The organism is Haloactinopolyspora sp. (assembly GCF_027324685.1).
Classification (GTDB): domain Bacteria; phylum Actinomycetota; class Actinomycetes; order Jiangellales; family Jiangellaceae; genus Haloactinopolyspora.
On sequence record NZ_DAHVSH010000008.1, the window covers coordinates 67,992 to 82,936 of the forward strand.

At 68.2% G+C, this 14,945-nt stretch carries 14 protein-coding genes and 1 pseudogene; 9 read left to right on the forward strand and 6 right to left on the reverse strand.

The genetic code is table 11. The features are described 5' to 3' along the window. Positions 1-25: 25 nt before the first annotated feature. Positions 26-607 (reverse strand): XRE family transcriptional regulator, encoded by a 582-nt coding sequence (locus M6444_RS01380; protein ID WP_298322145.1) that lies wholly within the window; start codon positions 605-607, stop codon positions 26-28. Between the two features lie 372 nt (positions 608-979). Between M6444_RS01380 and M6444_RS01385 the strand changes: the two genes are divergently transcribed. Genes M6444_RS01385 through M6444_RS01395 form a run of 3 tightly spaced genes read left to right on the forward strand, consistent with a single transcriptional unit; the run spans position 980 to position 4,870 of the window. Then, positions 980-2,212: a site-specific integrase gene (locus M6444_RS01385; RefSeq protein WP_298322147.1), complete on the forward strand. Its 1,233-nt coding sequence runs from the start codon at positions 980-982 to the stop codon at positions 2,210-2,212. After that, a complete protein-coding gene (locus tag M6444_RS01390; protein ID WP_298322149.1) occupies positions 2,212-4,617 on the forward strand; it encodes a site-specific integrase in 2,406 nt (801 codons plus the stop codon). The genes M6444_RS01385 and M6444_RS01390 overlap by 1 nt, the downstream gene beginning before the upstream one ends. Before the next feature lie 28 nt (positions 4,618-4,645). After that, positions 4,646-4,870 (forward strand): hypothetical protein, encoded by a 225-nt coding sequence (locus M6444_RS01395; protein WP_298322151.1) that lies wholly within the window; start codon positions 4,646-4,648, stop codon positions 4,868-4,870. Positions 4,871-4,972: 102 nt separating this feature from the next. Here the strand turns inward: M6444_RS01395 and M6444_RS01400 are convergent, their stop codons facing one another. After that, entirely contained in the window at positions 4,973-5,671 is a 699-nt protein-coding gene (locus M6444_RS01400; protein WP_298322153.1) for a hypothetical protein, read from the reverse strand. Here M6444_RS01400 and M6444_RS22840 point away from each other — a divergent pair. Both M6444_RS22840 and M6444_RS01410 read left to right on the forward strand, forming a co-directional pair. Further along, positions 5,660-6,151 (forward strand): annotated as a pseudogene (locus M6444_RS22840) (MFS transporter); the annotation flags it as partial. The gene M6444_RS01400 and the pseudogene M6444_RS22840 sit on opposite strands and share 12 nt — an antisense overlap. 11 nt (positions 6,152-6,162) lie before the next feature. Continuing rightward, positions 6,163-7,128 (forward strand): MFS transporter, encoded by a 966-nt coding sequence (locus M6444_RS01410; RefSeq protein ID WP_298322157.1) that lies wholly within the window; start codon positions 6,163-6,165, stop codon positions 7,126-7,128. A 16-nt stretch (positions 7,129-7,144) separates the two neighbouring features. On the opposite strand, the gene pucL is transcribed toward M6444_RS01410, so the two are convergent. Genes pucL through uraD form a run of 3 tightly spaced genes read right to left on the reverse strand, consistent with a single transcriptional unit; the run spans position 7,145 to position 8,912 of the window. Further along, positions 7,145-8,020, reverse strand: a complete 876-nt coding sequence (gene pucL / locus M6444_RS01415) for a factor-independent urate hydroxylase (protein ID WP_298322159.1) — start codon at positions 8,018-8,020, stop codon at positions 7,145-7,147. A 4-nt stretch (positions 8,021-8,024) separates the two neighbouring features. Beyond that, positions 8,025-8,360 carry a hydroxyisourate hydrolase gene (gene uraH, locus M6444_RS01420; RefSeq protein ID WP_298322161.1) on the reverse strand — a complete coding sequence of 112 codons (336 nt, stop codon included), beginning with the start codon at positions 8,358-8,360 and terminating at the stop codon, positions 8,025-8,027. 30 nt (positions 8,361-8,390) lie between these two features. Next, complete coding sequence (uraD, locus tag M6444_RS01425; RefSeq protein WP_298322163.1) at positions 8,391-8,912, reverse strand: 2-oxo-4-hydroxy-4-carboxy-5-ureidoimidazoline decarboxylase; 522 nt, start codon at positions 8,910-8,912, stop codon at positions 8,391-8,393. A gap of 19 nt (positions 8,913-8,931) precedes the next feature. On the opposite strand from uraD, the gene M6444_RS01430 reads away from it, so the two are divergent. From M6444_RS01430 to M6444_RS01440, 3 genes are all read left to right on the forward strand, one after another. After that, the gene (locus tag M6444_RS01430; RefSeq protein WP_298322165.1) at positions 8,932-10,293 is read left to right on the forward strand and encodes an 8-oxoguanine deaminase; all 1,362 of its coding nucleotides are present in this window, start codon (positions 8,932-8,934) and stop codon (positions 10,291-10,293) included. 70 nt (positions 10,294-10,363) lie between these two features. Then, a complete protein-coding gene (locus M6444_RS01435) occupies positions 10,364-11,488 on the forward strand; it encodes a hypothetical protein (protein ID WP_298322167.1) in 1,125 nt (374 codons plus the stop codon). Next, entirely contained in the window at positions 11,485-12,018 is a 534-nt protein-coding gene (locus M6444_RS01440; protein WP_298322168.1) for a hypothetical protein, read from the forward strand. The genes M6444_RS01435 and M6444_RS01440 overlap by 4 nt, the downstream gene beginning before the upstream one ends. 24 nt (positions 12,019-12,042) lie before the next feature. On the opposite strand, the gene M6444_RS01445 is transcribed toward M6444_RS01440, so the two are convergent. Next, a complete protein-coding gene (locus M6444_RS01445; protein ID WP_298322170.1) occupies positions 12,043-12,957 on the reverse strand; it encodes an SDR family oxidoreductase in 915 nt (304 codons plus the stop codon). Between the two features lie 224 nt (positions 12,958-13,181). Between M6444_RS01445 and M6444_RS01450 the strand changes: the two genes are divergently transcribed. Then, positions 13,182-14,861, forward strand: a complete 1,680-nt coding sequence (locus tag M6444_RS01450) for an alpha/beta hydrolase (protein WP_298322171.1) — start codon at positions 13,182-13,184, stop codon at positions 14,859-14,861. The last annotated feature ends 84 nt before the right edge of the window (positions 14,862-14,945 follow it).

Here is a 14,945-nt window from a genome sequence, read left to right on the forward strand (position 1 = left end):
ACGCGTCGCCCGTAGCCCGGCGGGCTCATCGAGGTGCTGCCCGGAGATGGAACCGTTGGCCTTGCGGGCCGAGGATGCTGAGGAACTCCACAGGATGCTCGTCGGCGTTGCCGTACCAATGCGGGAGGTGCGTGTCGAACTCGGCGACCTCGCCGGTGGACAGGACGAAGTCGTCGTCGCCGAGGATCATCCGCAGGCGCCCGCGCAGCAGATAAAGCCAGTGATAGCCCTCGTGCGACTTCAATTCCGGTGTCGTCCCGTCGGTCAGCCCGGATGGCAGGATCTGCTTGTAGACCTGCAGCCCGCCGGGATTGCGCGTCAACGGGATCACGGTCATGCCGTTGTACGTGAACGGTCGCAGATGGACCCGCGGGTCGCCGCTCGGGGGCGCACCGACCAGATCGTCGAGCGGCACGTTGTAGGCGCGAGCGAGCGGTAACAGGAGCTCCAGCCCCGGACTGCGCTTGCCCGACTCGAGCCGGGACAACGTACTGACTGGGATGTCGGTGAGCTCGGCGACCGCGGCGAGGGTCAGTCCGTGCCGACGGCGGTGCGCCCTCAACCGGGCACCCACCGTGCCGAGGACGTCGTCGAAGTCCATGGCCATCCATCGAGGCTCCCAGCTATTTGCGGATATCGCAAACTTCGTTGGCGGGCTGTCAACAGCTCGCCGAAGCTGGAGCCCAGGAACACACAGCCAGATGACGTGGGCCCACTCGCCCACCGTCGGCAGCGCTACGACGTGATCCCCAGGCCTGAATCAGCAGCCATGCCCGCCGGTAGCAGAGACCGTCTTCGCTGGTGGATTCTCGCGGCGCTGTCCGCCACTCAACTCCTGCTCGTTCTCGATTCCACGGTCATGAACGTGGCGCTGCCGACCACGCAGACCGACCTCGGCTGCCATGTTGACCGGACTACTGGCGATCGCCGGGCTGATAGACCTCTTGGCGCATCAGACGTCTGTGGGAGGTACCTGGCCTTGGCTCGTGATCTTGAAGAGCTGCGCGTTGACCGGCGTGGTTCCGTCCGACCCGGCGCTTCGGGCGTGGCGTGGCTCGTCTACGACGACACAGGCCACGCCATCAGGCCAGTTGCGGAGTTCCTCCGGGACTTCGCGGCGCGCGGCAACAGCCGGGGAAGTGTGCGCTCCTACGCCTACGCGCTGCTGCGCTGGTGGCGTTGGCTTGAGGCGGTCGGCGTCGATTGGGATCGGGCGACGCCGGCAGAGGTTCGCGATCTGACGTTGTGGCTGCAGTTGCACCCCAAGCCGCGTCGTTCGCCGCGCACGGGATCGGCGACAACCGCCGGGACCGTGAATCAGGTGACGGGCAAGCGATACCTGGATGACCACTACGCGGCGCGCACGATCCGGCACAACAACGCGGTGATCTCGGCGTTCTATGAGTTCTTCGGTGACCAGGGGCTGGGGCCGGTGGTGAACCCGGTCGTGCGCGACCACCGCGGGCAGGGCCGCCCCAACGCACATCACAATCCGATGGAGCGATTCCGGCCCGAAGGGCGGGTCCGGTACAACCCGAAGGTGCCGCGCCGCCGGCCGCGGGCGCTCGACGATGACGCCTGGGGGTCGCTGTTCGACACACTGGGATCGAACCGCGACCGGGCACTGCTCGCGCTGACGGTGAGCAACGGGGCCCGCGCTGCAGAGGTCCTCGGCCTGCGTGGCAGCGATGTGGACTGGGGCAACCAGCGGGTCCGGGTGATCCGCAAGGGCACCCGGGCCGAGCAGTGGCTGCCGGGAAGCAACGAGGCATTCGTGTGGCTGCGCCTCTACCTCGCCGAGGTCGGCGGCGTCGGTCCGGCCGATCCGCTGTGGGTCACGCTGCGCAAGCGACGCGGCACCGATGGCGCCATGACCCGGATCCCACTGACGTATGAGGCGTTGCGGGCAGTACTGCGACGGGCGAACCAGAAGCTGGGGACGAACTGGTCGATGCACGATCTGCGACACACCTGCGCGTTGCGGATGGCCGGCGACGACGAGGTTTCACTGCGCGACGTGCAGACGATCTTGGGCCACGCCCATCTGGAAACGACCGCGGAGATCTATCTCGTCGAGGACGAGCGGCACACCATCGAGCGGGTCGCGGCGCACCTGGCCCGGCTCGCTGAGCCAAGACCAGAGCCAGTCCCGGTCGATCACGGCTACCGGCCCAGCGACCTGGCGGTGCTGTTCGGCGACGGGACGCTGTGATGAAGAGCGTGCTGACACGCGAGCAATTGCTGCTGTGCGGGCCCCGCTATCTCCAGCATCCGGAACTGGTCGGCCAGATGTTCGCCGGGCCGTACGACACCATGCCGAAGGACGAGGTGCTGGTGGTGGTCCAGAAGCTGCCGGACTGGCCCGAAAGCCAGTACTGGCGCGACCGCTACCTCGAGGGCACCTCGTGGGTGCTGGACTGGCTGCTCACCTTCCCCGGCGACGGATGGCGCGACCGGTGGGTGGCCGCCAACGCTGACGCCGACTGGACCAGCTGGATAACAGCACGACACGGGAACGATCGCCGGGCAACGACCACGGTGCACCAGATCGCCGTCGAAGGCCTGCGCACGCTCGTCGTCTCGCGGGTGATCTTGCCGGGCTGGCAGTTCTTCTCCAGATGGAAGACCAAGGCCTACCGCCAGATCATCGAGCAGCAGAACACGGCCCTGGTGGCCCAGATGAACGCCTACGCCGACCAGACCAACATGAGCGGCCGCCGGCTGCGCGACGCGTGGGCAGTCCTCGGCAAGATGATGCTCCACACCGGCAAGGACCTGCCCGACCTGACGGCCGAGGACATCTTCGCCCTCCGGGCGCACTACCAGGCCCTTCACGACAGCCCCGCTCCGGGCTTGGGCGCAACGTGGATGCTCCTGGCCAACGTCGGCATCCTGCCGAAGGGGTCCTCGCTACGCGCCGCGCTGCGGCCCGGGCAACGCAGCATCGCCTACCTCGTCGACCGATACGGCATCGCTCACGGGCCGGTGCGCGACCTGCTGATCCGCTACCTGGAGGAGCGCAAGACGCGTGTGGACTACACGACGCTGAAGTCCCTGGCACGGATGCTGGTCGGCAACTTCTGGACCGACCTCGAGCGCCACCACCCCGAACTCGCGGGCACCGACTCGATCGCGCTGCCCAAGGAGATGGTGACGGCGTGGAAGGAGCGCCTGGCCGTTATCGTCGCCTCCGACGGGTCCACCCGTCCACGCGCCGACTACGGCGACGTCGTGATGACGGTGCGCTCCTTCTACCTGGACATCCGGGACTGGGCCCTGCACGACGACTCGCTCGCCCCCTGGGTGGTCGCCTCACCCATCACCCGCACGGACGTGGCAGGAAACGCCAAACGCAAGCTGTTGAACCAGGCCCGGATCCATCAGCGCATCCGCGAGCGGGTGCCGTTGGTTCCGCAGATGCTGGCGCGACTGGAGCAGGAGCGACGCGACGCGGACCAGATGCTCGCGCTGGCCAAGCAGACCGCGATCGGAGACACGTTCTCCTTCGCCGGGCTCACCTACCGACGGACCGCCACCCGGGTCCGCGCCGGCCGGGGCATGCCTCCCGAGCTGGCCTGCGACGTGGTCTGCCTCGAAACCGACAAGCACCTCAGCGTCGGCAGAGTCGAGGAAGACGCGTTCTGGACCTGGGCGGTCATCGAGACCCTCCGGCACACGGGCCTACGGATCGAGGAACTCCTCGAGCTCACCCATCTGGCGTTGGTCTCCCACCGGCTCTCCACCACCGGCGAGCTCGTCCCGCTGCTGCAGATCGTGCCGTCGAAGACGAACGAGGAGCGGCTGCTCCTGGTCACTCCCGAACTGGCCAGCGTGCTGGCCTCGGTCATCAGCCGACTCCGGAACCGCTACAACGGATCGGTCCCGCTCGTGGCCCGCTACGACAACTACGAGGCCACCACCGGCCCGCTGCTGCCGCACCTCTTCCAACGCGAGTTCGGCACCGGCCCGGCAGTCATGAGCCCCACCACGGTGCGCGACGTACTCCGCGACGTGTCCCGACGAATGGGGTTGACCGACCGCGCCGGGAACCCTCTGCACCTCACACCACACGACTTCCGTCGAGTCTTCACCACCACCGCCGTCCAAGACGGGCTGCCGTTGCACATCGCCTCGAAGATCCTCGGCCACCGTCACCTCAACAGCACCCAGCCCTACACGGCCGTCTTCCAAGACGACCTGATCCGCACATACCGCGCCTTCGTCGACCGACGCCGCTCGACCCGGCCACCCGAGGAGTACCGCGAACCCACCCATGAGGAGTGGGACGAGTTCGAGGAGCATTTCACCCTCCGCAGCGTCGAACTCGGCTCCTGCGCCCGCCCCTACGGCTCGACCTGCGAACACGAGCACGCCTGCATCCGCTGCCCAGTCCTCCGCGTCGACCCCGCGCAGCTCGACCGGCTAGAGGCGATCGCAGCCAGTCTCAAGGAACGCATCGCCGAAGCCGAAGAACGCGGCTGGGCAGGCGAGGTCGAGCAACTCACCATCAGCCTGCAGGCCGCCCGCGACAAGATCCTGGCCACGGCCCCGCCCCGCGACGGCAGCGTCCTGCTAGGACACCCAGCCATGCCCCCGAGCAACCGACCAGGGGTCTGACCACAACTCACTGCCCAGGAGGACCACGATGCCCGAGGTGTCGTTGAACGCGACGGACGCGGCCGAGCTGGTCGAGATGCTCGACCTCATCGTCGGCTGGTTGGCCCGTGACCACGCGGCACTGCAACGCTCCCTGCTCAACTTCGTCGGCACCGACGGCTACGACGTCGACTCCTTGCGAGCAGACCTCGCCCGGTTCGCGTTCCTGCTTGGCGGCGACGCAGAGCCACTGTTCGGTCCAGAGTCGCACTGATCGGCGCGGAACCGACCAGGATCAGGCCGTATCAACGCCGACGCGTTCACCCGCCATCAACTCGTAGTCCAGAAGAGGTGCGTTCGGCTGGAGGCCGCTGGGCTACGAAGGGTGGGTTTCTCGGTGGAGGTGCATTCGCCAGTAGGTGAACTCCTTGACTCCGTCCTGGGTTCCGATCCGGTGCTCCAGGTACTCAGTTCGTCCGGTGGTGAACCCCACTGGGCTGCGGAAGTACGGCGCGTTCCACACGAAAGTGTGATACTCGCCGGTCTCTCCGCAGGGGTCGCAGTTCGCGGGCAGCGCGTCGATGAAGGCTTCGTCCACCGGGACACCAAGGTGGTCGCGGCCGAGGAGGCTCGCGTCCACGACCACCGTGATCGACTGGATCCCCGAGCCGAGGTATTCGGCCATGCACTGATCTGATGTCATGCCCCACAGGGGCTCGACCATCTCCACGCCGTGCGGTGTGAACTGATCCTCCCGATACGCCAGCGCCCCAGAGTGCTCTAAATCCCCGAACGCGAAAGCACGGATCCCGTCCCGGTGCAGTTCCCGCGTCGCCGTGTTCATGACCTCGACGTAGTCGTCCAACCCCGGCCCAGACAGCGCCACGGTGAGGAGCGGCAAGCCAGCGGCGTCGGCTTGGGCGCGCAACAGATGCGTAGGGAGCCCGTGCACCGACGACTCCTCACGAGTGGCATCAATGGTGGTGACCAGGCAGCGGACCTCGTACCGGGCATCAGCCAGCAGACGCCCCAAGGCGTGGGCCGAGTCCTTGCCCCCACTCCAATGAAGGGCCACCGGGATCCGCGACGACGGCACGATCTCAGTCGTCCAATCCGATGCACACCTGCGCAGGATAAGTCACCGCCCCGGGTCCTCGACGCGCCACCACCCGTGGCGCCGTTAGTCCAGAAAATCACCGATGCCGACCGCCCCTGGATCATCACCGCCTACGCGCTCACGTTCGGCAGTCTCCTGCTGGTCGGCGGCCGGCTGGCGGACACCTTCGGGCGCAAACGGCTGCTGCTGATCTCCCTGAGCGGGTTCGTCGGCGCCTCACTCGTCGGCGGCTTCGCCACCGGCTTCCCCATGCTCGTCGTCGCACGGGCGCTCCAAGGCATTTCCGGCGCGCTCATGGCGCCAGCGACGCTGTCGCTGCTCGCGACATCGTTCGCGGACACCCCCGCGCGCGGAAAGGCCTTCGGCATCTTCGGTGCCGTGTCCAGCAGCGGCAGCGCCATCGGGCTGATCGCGGGCGGCTACCTCACCGAGTACCTCGACTGGCGCTGGTGCCTGCTCATCAACGTCGTCATCGGTGTCATGATCGCGGCGCTGGCGATCAGGCTCCTGCCGGCCGACGACGCGCCGCGTCGCGCTGCCGGACGTCCCGACGTGCTCGGCGCCGTCACGTCGACGCTCGGCGTTCTCGCCATCGTCTACGGTCTCACCGTCGCCGAGTCCGCTCCTGGACCAACCCCCTCACCGTCGGGGTCGTCGCCGGTGGACTGGTTCTGCTGGCGCTGTTCGTCGGCATCGAGAACAGGGCCGCGCGGCCCATCCTGCCGATGCGCGTCGTGCTGGATCGCAACCGCGGCGGCGCGTATCTCATGGTCGCCGTCGCCGGTATCGGCATGTTCGGCGTCTTCCTGTTCCTCACCTACCACCTGCAACTCGTTCTCGGCTTCACGCCGCTGGCCACGGGGCTGGCCTTCCTGCCGTTGGTCGTCATGCTGGTGGTCGGGGCGATTCTCGCGGGCAGTGCGCTGTTGCCACGTTGGGGAGCCCGGACGCTCGCGGTCGCTGGTCTCGTCGTCGCGGCCTCCGGCGCCGCGTCGTTCACCTTCATCGACTCGGGCTCGGCCTACGCCTCGGCGATCCTGCCCGGACTCGTCGTCGCCGGCACCGGATTCGGGCTGATCTTCGGTCCCGCGATGAACCTCGCCACCCTCGGCGTCCGGCCCGACGACTCCGGAGCCGCCTCTGCCATGGTCAACGCCGCACAGCAACTCGGCGCCGCGTTCGGCACCGCACTGCTGAACACCATCGCCGTCAGCGCGACCGCGGCGCATCGAGCCGCAGATCCGGAGACCACCGACTCCGCGGTGCAGTCCCTCATCCACGGCAACACCGTCGCGTACTGGGCCACCAGCGCCATCCTGCTCTCCGGTGCACTGGTCTGCGGCATGCTCATCAGGCCGCGACGAGTCACTCCGCCGGCCGGCTCGTCCGACAGCGCTGCGGTCGCGAGTTCGTGAAACGGCGTCGACGGTCTCAGGCGCTCCACGACGGGCCAGGCGGCGCGTCATCACGTTGAACGGTCGCGTCGATCAGGCCGTACGGGCGGTCGGCGGCGTGGAACACCTCACCGGGATTGTCCAGGCCGAACGGTTCGAGATCGACGACGAAGTGGTGCAGGTTCGGCGCTGTCAGGCGGATCTCGGCCAGATCCGGCTGGGCGTCCAGCACCGCCCGGCCCATCGACCACAGCGTGTGTTGCAACGCGCGGCTGTGGGTGGCCGCGAACGCGTCGAGCAGCATCGAGCGGATCGCGGCGTGGCGGGCGCTCCAGTCGACGAGGCCGGGCGCCGTGTCGCCGTCGAGGTGGCGCCACCGGGCGGTCAGGGCCGTCGCCAGGATGCGGTCGTCGGCTTCCTCGAGCGTCGTGTACCGATCACGTCGGAAGCCGCGGAACTGTGAGCCCGACGATTTCATCACCGTCAGCTCTTTCACCCCGGACACGACGTGCGCCCCGCCTGCCTGCACCGTCACCGTCGTGGTCCGGCTCTCCCGGCCGCTTCGGACGAAGGCGTGATCGTGGTCGCCGATGCGTTGCCAGCCGCCCTCGTCGACCTCGATGCGGGCGGCAGTCACCGACTCGATCCCGGTGAAGTACCGGCCCAGCGCGAGCGCGAAATCCTCGATCTCGCCGACCCCGTGCTCCTTGGCGTAGGCGAACACCGCGTTCTTCTGCGAATCCGTCGGCAGTACGTCCGCTTGGTCGCCGCGGACATGGGCGGCGTCGAAATCGCCTCGCAACGACGTCGACACCAGCACGTCGCGGATCTCATGGCGCGCGGTGTCGCGGTACACGCGCACCAGGTGGATCTCGGCCTTGCCGTAGTGATTCGGCCCCAAAACGATCGCCATCGGACTAACTCCCCCGGTAGGTGGTGAAGCCGTACGGGCTCAGCAGCAGCGGCACGTGGTAGTGCTGGTGCGGATCCGCGATGTCGAAATCCACCGTCACGTACGGATAGAACGTCTGCTGTCCATGCGTGGCGAAGTAGTCTCCGGAGCCGAACACCAGCCGGTAGTGGCCGGCTGGTGCGTTCTCGGGGCCGATTTCAGCGATCCGGCCGTCGCCGTCGGTCGTCGCCTGAGCCAGCGGCTGCGCCGTGGCGTCGACGACCCGGTCGAGGCGGACCGTTACGCCGGCGGCCGGCCTACCGCGCGAGGTGTCCAGGACGTGGGTGGTCACCGTGCTCACGGCTATCGCTCCCCTTTCGTCGCCCGCTTGTCACGTGCCGACCAGCAGTTTCTGCAGCCGGATCCGGTTGATCTCACCGAGTTCGGCCCGCACGACCGCGCGTTCCGTCGCCGGATCGTTGTCCAGTCGTCGGTGCAGGATCGTCAGCAGCTCGTCGGCGCTGCGACCCGTCGCCCGGACCAGGTAAACGCGCCCGAAGCGCCGCTCGTATTCGCGGTTGCCCGCGGCCAGCGCCTCACGGATCGCAGCCGCGGCGTCCTGCACGCCGGCCTGCTCATGGTGCGACGCCGTCGTCGCGGCGGCGCTCTCGTCTGGTGCTGCCCCGATGCGTGGATGCGCCGCCAGCGCCTCGTCGACGTCGTCCTCGCTCATCGCGGCGAGCGCGTCGTTCGCGGCCTGCATCAGGTGTGCCCCCGAAGCGTAAGGCCGACCAGCGAGCACGGCGCGGACCCAGGCGGTCGACGCGCAGCACGCAGACAACGCTTCGGCGGCGGCATTATCGGGCATGGCGTTGAACGCCACCGGTTCACGGGCGTCGAGATGATCCGCCATACCTGGCACAGTAGCTGGCGTGCCGGATCGGATCGTCGTCGAAAACGCCGCGATCGCCACCGTCGACGCCCACGACACCGAGATCGACTCCGGCCACGTGGTGGTCGAGGGCCGTCGGATCGTGGCGGTCGGGCCAGGCCCGGCGACGGTGACCGGCGACGCATCGACGCGGTGGGTCGACGGCACGGGGCACGTGCTGACCCCCGGCCTGGTCAACACGCACCACCACTTCTACCAGTGGTTGACCCGCGGCCTGGCGCCCGACGCGATCCTGTTCGACTGGCTGGTGGCGCTCTACCCGACGTGGTCGCGCATCGACGAAGACTCCGTTCATGCTGCCGCGCGCGGCTCGATCGCGGCGTTGCTGCTGTCCGGTTGTACGACGACGGCGGACCACCATTACGTCTTTCCCCGCGATGGAGGTGACGTGTTCGCCGCTACCGTCCGCGCGGCGAGCGAACTCGGCGTGCGCCTGCACGCCGCCCGCGGCTCGATGGACCTGGGCGAATCAGCGGGTGGCTTGCCGCCGGATTACGCGGTGGAGAGCATCGACGGGATCCTCGCCGCGACCGCCCAGGCGATCGAGGATCATCACGACCCGGCACCGGAGGCGATGACCAGGGTCGCCGTCGCGCCCTGCTCACCGTTCTCGGTCACCAGCGACCTGCTGCGTGAGAGCGCGGCGTTGGCCCGCTCGCACCGTGTGCGGCTGCACACCCACGGCTCGGAGACGGCCGAGGAGGAGCAGTACTGCCTGGAGCACTTCGGGATGCGGCCCACGGACTATCTCGACGGACTCGGCTGGCTCGGTGCCGACGTGTGGATGGCGCACTGCGTGCACATGAACGACGCCGACATCGAGCGCTTCGCCGCGACCGGCACCGGCGTCGCGCACTGCCCGTCCTCCAACGCCCGGCTCGGTGTCGGTATCGCGCCGCTGCCCGAGATGCTCACCGCGGGCGTCCCCGTCGGGCTCGGTGTCGACGGCGCCGCCTCCAACGAAAGCGGCCGTCTGGCCCCCGAGGTGCGGGCCGCTCTGCTGTTCGCGCGAGCGCGCCGCGGGCCGTCGGCGCTGACCTCACGGCAAGCCCTGCGACTGGCGACCATGGGCGGGGCGAGCGTGCTGGGCCGTGCCGAGGAGATCGGCTCGATCGAGCCGGGCAAGCTGGCCGACTTCGCCGTCTGGCGGGTCGACGGCGTAGAGCACTCGTCCATCGGCGACCCGGTCGCCGCCCTGGCCCTGGGGGCGCCGCCTGCCTTGTCGATGCTCGTCTGCAACGGCCGGGTGGTGGTGGAGGACGACGTCCTGCTCACCAGTGACGTCGAGGCGATCGCCCGGGCGGCAAGAGAGCAGTCCCGCCGACTGCTCGACGCTTCGTGATCCGCCCGTCACAGAACGTGGCGCTGGGTGACCTTCACTGACGTCGTGATCATGAGGAGGTGGCGGCGTCATGGCGGAGACCCAAGGGAACATCCGCTACGCCGTACACCACCTGCTCACCGCCTGGAGCGACTACGACCGCCACTGCGCCGACGCAGTAGCCCAGGCTCGGCGCGAAGCTGACACCCTGGCCCGCATGCTGGGCGCAGTCCCCGGCGGTGACGCCCTGACTACCGAGGTCACCGACATCATGACCGCCGGGACCGCGCGAGCTGAAACCGAGCTTCGTCAGGCCGGGGAAAGTTACAGCACCGAAGCTCGAACGCTGCTCGGTCTGCTCACCGGGCAGCCGGATCTCGCCTCCGCGCCATTCACCCTCCCTTCGCCCGGCTCCGGCCTGTCCGGCATCGTCGCGACGTTTCCGACCATCGAGTCCCGCCGCTACGTCGAACACGTCCTCACCGACCACACCGACAGCGATGTCATCACCACCGCCAGTGCCCGATCCGCCGCGTCCAACGGGCCGAGCGCCCCAGCTGGTCAAGTCGCCGCGTTCGCCGCCCAGTTCCCATCAGAGCTGCACGAGATGATCACCAGGATGCAGACTCATTCCAGAAGTCACGCTCTTCAAACCCACGGCCCCGACGTCACCGACGACGCCCTCAAGGCTCGGCTCACCTGGCGCAAAGACCCCGCCGGGCGAACGAACAGTGCCAATCGCTGGGCTCTGAACGACGACGGCACCGTCAGCACCAACCACGTCGTCGGCCCATTGGCTGGCAAGTTCACCACCATGGAGGCCATGGCCAAACCTCTGCGGGCGCTGCTGGCCGCTACCGGGAACACCGTGGCCGGCCTCGAGACCTATCTCACCAGCAAGGCGGTCGGTCGAACCGCGCGGATCTTCGTGCCCGCGCACGAGTGCGGTCTGGAGCCCGGCGATACCGCCGCGTACCGGGGTGCCGGAACCCAGACTGAAGACATGGCCCGAGATTGGGCCCAGGCCCGCGATTTCGCGATGGGCTCCGGCGCTGATCCGATGCCGATCGTGCCCACCGATCCCATCGCTGACGGACTCGACCCGGGCGCCGCCATGAGCTTTCGCAAGTCCGGTGATCATTGGATCATGACCACGTGCTATCCCGTACCAACGCCAGATGAGCGGTTCACGCGACTAAGGAGTACAGATTCGTGACGCCGATGACCGAGATCTACCGGCTGTGGGTCGGGAACTGGTTCGCCGGCGGCGACGAACCCGAGACCTACATCGAAGGCTGCGAGATGGCCCCGGAATGGCTCGCGGAAGACACCGATGGCTTCCGCGCCTTCCGCGACGAACTCGCCGCCCACATCCGCGACTCCTCCGACCGATCCCTACCCGGGAACGAGCCCCAATGGGTCAACGACGAGTGGTTGCGCAACCTCTACTACGACCTCTTCGGGCCCGAACCACCCCCTGAGGACCCCTACCCCGTGCCCGCTGAAGACTGGAGCCAGCGACGCTGGACCCCCTACATGCTCTACGGCGTCGGTCGCAGCGAAGAACTGCTCAGCGATTCGGCTCGCGCGTGGCTCGCCGCCCGCGGTCTCACCATCAACGACGTCAACAAAGGCAGCCACCGCCGGGCAGAACCCGACGACTACCAGGAGCGTCTCGAACGTCTCACCCGCGAGGGCGCCCGCCCGTCCCATCCCGACGAGCCGTGGCACGCCGAACTCGCCTGACCCGCTGTCGACATCCGAACGACCTCACCGATAGCCGGTCGTATCGGCCGGACCGCCGACGTCCTGCACCTCCACGATGTAGCGCCAGGCATCGGGGCGGCTACCGTCCACGTCGGTGAATCCGTACTCCTGCGCCAGCCCGCCACTGGACACCGAGGCACCGTTCCAGCGCGCCACGTCCGGATCGGCGGCCAAGGCGACCACGGCCCGCCCGACGAAGCGCGGCGTCTCGGAGATACCGAAGTGCGGCTCCGTGGTCAGCGCGTCGCGCCAGTTCGACTCCTCGACGCCGTAATGCTCCAGCATCATCTCCGAGCGCAGCCACCCGGGCGTCAAGGCAAGCGCCGTCGCGCCCCGCGGCCCGAGCTCGTGCCCCAGCCCGAACGCCATCCGCAGCACCGATGCTTTGACCAGGTCGTAGAAGAACGACACCCGGTAGTTGTCGCGGTTGTAGTCCGCCGTTCCGTCGGTCATCTCCACGACCAATCCGCCCGGCTTCCGCAGCAGCAGCGGCATCGCATAGTGACTGGTGATCGCATGTGTCTCCACCCCCAGGCGAAGCAGGCGCAGCCCGTTGTCGAGATCGTGCTCCCACAGCGGCGCGTCCCACGCGAACAGGTTCTCTCCGCCCCAGATGTCGTTGACGAGCACATTCAGCTGTCCCTGCTCGGCGTCGATGCGCTCGACCAGCGCCTGCACCTCGGCAGCCACCAGGTGGTCGGTGGGGACGGCGATCCCTGTCCCACCGGCGGCGGTGACCAGTTCGGCGGTCTCTTCGATCGTTTCGGGCCGGTCGTACTCCGAACGGCGTTGCCGAGTAGTGCGACCGGTCACATACACCGTCGCCCCGGCGGCGCCGAGCTCCACGGCGATCCCCCGTCCGGCTCCGCGTGTCGCGCCGGCGACCAGAGCCACGGTCCCGTCGAGTCGTGTCGTCATCCATGCCTCCTGCTCATCGCGCACGTCGTTGGCGTGCCGCTGCTCCGAGCATGAACCAGAACACCTGACATCTGCTGTCAGGAACTCGGCATGGAATCCATGGAATGTGGAGTTCCCGCTCCTCTGCGCGCACGACATCGAAAACCCTCACTGCGAAGGACCAGGCTGAACGATTGACCCCGTTAGGGTCGACGCGGCACCAGCCCGGACGACCTAGGGACACGATGAACGTCAACCGCTCGACCACCCGCCGCACCCTGACGTCGATGCTGGCCACAGGTGTTGCCGCACCGCTGTTCATCGGGCCGGCCTTCGCCGCAGCCGACGACCCGCGGGGCATCGCGGAGCAGGTCGACGCCCCCGTTCCGACGCTGGATTGGCGCTCGTGCGGCGACGGTCTCGAAGCGTTCGAGTGTGCGACGGCTGAGGTCCCGACCGACTACGACGAGCCCGAGGGGGCGACCACCACCATCGCTCTCACCAGGCTTCCGGCCACCGACCCGGAGGCGCGCATCGGTTCGCTGTTCACCAACCCCGGTGGTCCGGGTGGATCGGGCGTCGACTTCGTCCACACCGCCGGCTTGACGGCCTACGCCGACGACGTGCGCGCGCGTTTCGACATCATCGGGTTCGACCCGCGCACGGTATCTCGGTCCGACCCGGCCACCTGCTTCGACTCGCTGGAAGAAGAGCAGGCAGAGCTTGCCAAGCAGCCGGCGTTTCCCGTGAGCACGGCCGAGGAGTACGAGTTCCTCGGACTCAACGCCCGGCTGGCGGCCAAGTGCCGCATGACCTCCGGCGACCGGTTCGCCCACGCGTCGACGGCCAATGTCGCGCGCGACATGGACCTGTTGCGCCAAGCGGTGGGCGACGAGGAGCTGACCTATGTGGGCTACTCCTACGGCACCGCGCTCGGTGCCACGTATGCCCGACTCTTCCCTGATCGGGTCCGTGCCCTCGCGCTGGACGGCGCGTTCCCACCATCGAAGTACACCGGGCAGCCCGGAGCCGAGGACGTGTCGGTGGGCGTGCGCATCGACCAGGGTGAAGGCGCCACCGAGACGTTCGGCGAGTTCCTGCGCACCTGCGCCGATGCCGGTCCGCAGCATTGTGCGCTGGCAGCGCTCGGCGACCCGGCAACGGTGGTGGACGACACGTTCGAGCAGCTGAAGACCGAGCCGGTCACCATCGCCCTGCCCGACGGCACCGAGGTCGTCATCGACTACCCGACCGCCGTGGCCTTGTCCTTCAGCAGCCTTTATCACCCCGGCGACTGGACGGGCCTGGCGCAGTTGCTGGCCCAGGTGGCGACCGCGGAGCAGACACTGTCCGGGGCCGGCGCGGAACTGGCCGAACGGTTCGCCGGCGACGTGACCGAATCCCGGCGCGGTCGCAACGACTACCCCTCGACCGGCGGTGCGTTGGCTCCGATGTGCGCGGACGGAGGGACCACCGGTCGCCCGTTCAGCTACCCGGAGATGGTGGACGAGGCCGCTGAAGGCATGCCCCACTTCGGCCGTTACCGCGCCTGGATCGGAGTGACGTGTGAGTTCCTGCGTATCACCGACGACGACGCCTACACCGGGCCGTGGGATCAAGACACCGACGAGCCGGTGCTCGTCATCGGGACTCGGTTCGATCCGGCTACGCCGTACTTCAACACCGAACCCTTCGCCGAGCGGTTCGAGAACTCGCGGGTCCTCACCATCGAGGGCTACGGACACACCAGCCTCGCCAAGAGCAGCTGTGCCGACGCAGCCATCAGCGATTACCTGATCGACCTCGAGGTGCCGGAGGAGGGGGCGACCTGCGATCAAGACGTCGAGCCGTTCGAGACGTCCACGGCCGGCGACGAGCACGCCGTCACACCGCCGTTCCTCCTCCCTCCCCTGCTCGCCAAATGATCATGTTCACTTGGCGATTGCCTGCTCCACCACCCGTACACGCCTGGTGTTGCAGGCAATCGCCTCGTGGTGCGAGCACAGACC

Bases quoted from the DNA above. Each gene is read 5' to 3' on its own strand.
- M6444_RS01380 (WP_298322145.1), bottom strand. From the start codon at position 607: ATGGCCATGGACTTCGACGACGTCCTCGGCACGGTGGGTGCCCGGTTG.
- M6444_RS01390 (WP_298322149.1), top strand. From the start codon at position 2,212: ATGAAGAGCGTGCTGACACGCGAGCAATTGCTGCTGTGCGGGCCCCGC.
- M6444_RS01395 (WP_298322151.1), top strand. From the start codon at position 4,646: ATGCCCGAGGTGTCGTTGAACGCGACGGACGCGGCCGAGCTGGTCGAG.
- pucL (WP_298322159.1), bottom strand. From the start codon at position 8,020: ATGGCGATCGTTTTGGGGCCGAATCACTACGGCAAGGCCGAGATCCAC.
- uraD (WP_298322163.1), bottom strand. From the start codon at position 8,912: ATGGCGGATCATCTCGACGCCCGTGAACCGGTGGCGTTCAACGCCATG.
- M6444_RS01435 (WP_298322167.1), top strand. From the start codon at position 10,364: ATGGCGGAGACCCAAGGGAACATCCGCTACGCCGTACACCACCTGCTC.
- M6444_RS01445 (WP_298322170.1), bottom strand. From the start codon at position 12,957: ATGACGACACGACTCGACGGGACCGTGGCTCTGGTCGCCGGCGCGACA.
- M6444_RS01450 (WP_298322171.1), top strand. From the start codon at position 13,182: ATGAACGTCAACCGCTCGACCACCCGCCGCACCCTGACGTCGATGCTG.